Annotated in this window: 1 protein-coding gene; it reads right to left on the bottom strand. The window is 41.5% G+C overall.

The window, feature by feature from the left end; translation table 11 throughout:
* Positions 1-18: 18 nt before the first annotated feature.
* A complete protein-coding gene (locus SLS51_RS23590) occupies positions 19-288 on the bottom strand; it encodes a helix-turn-helix domain-containing protein (protein WP_323840890.1) in 270 nt (89 codons plus the stop codon).
* Between the last annotated feature and the right edge of the window lies 1 nt (position 289).

The following is a 289-nucleotide window of genomic DNA, read 5'->3' as shown; positions in this document are numbered from 1 at the left end:
TTCGGATATAGAAATAATTTATGTGATATCAGAATTGTTTGGTAAATCATTTCGGACGGTTCGTCTGATAGGCTGCTTATTTTCGTCGAAATACCGACTGGGCCATATTTCAGCAGGGGTGACACCAATTTCCTGAGCAATCAATAATTCCCCTTTAGGCCAGGGGCGCGTTAAAGCATTTGCTAATGTTGAAGAGCTTAAACCGTGCTCTCTGGATAATGATGCCAGCGTTTTATTCTTCTTACGTATCGCAGCGATAATATCGGCGGTATGCCAGTCTTTTTTCATA

The organism is Photorhabdus africana, from assembly GCF_035181445.1.
Lineage (GTDB): Bacteria > Pseudomonadota > Gammaproteobacteria > Enterobacterales > Enterobacteriaceae > Photorhabdus > Photorhabdus laumondii.
The sequence above is the reverse complement of the archived record's forward strand: the minus strand, read 5'-3'. Positions and strand labels throughout refer to the sequence as shown.

Excerpts from the sequence above, each read along its gene's own strand:
- SLS51_RS23590 (WP_323840890.1), bottom strand. The coding sequence starts at position 288 with ATGAAAAAAGACTGGCATACCGCCGATATTATCGCTGCGATACGTAAG.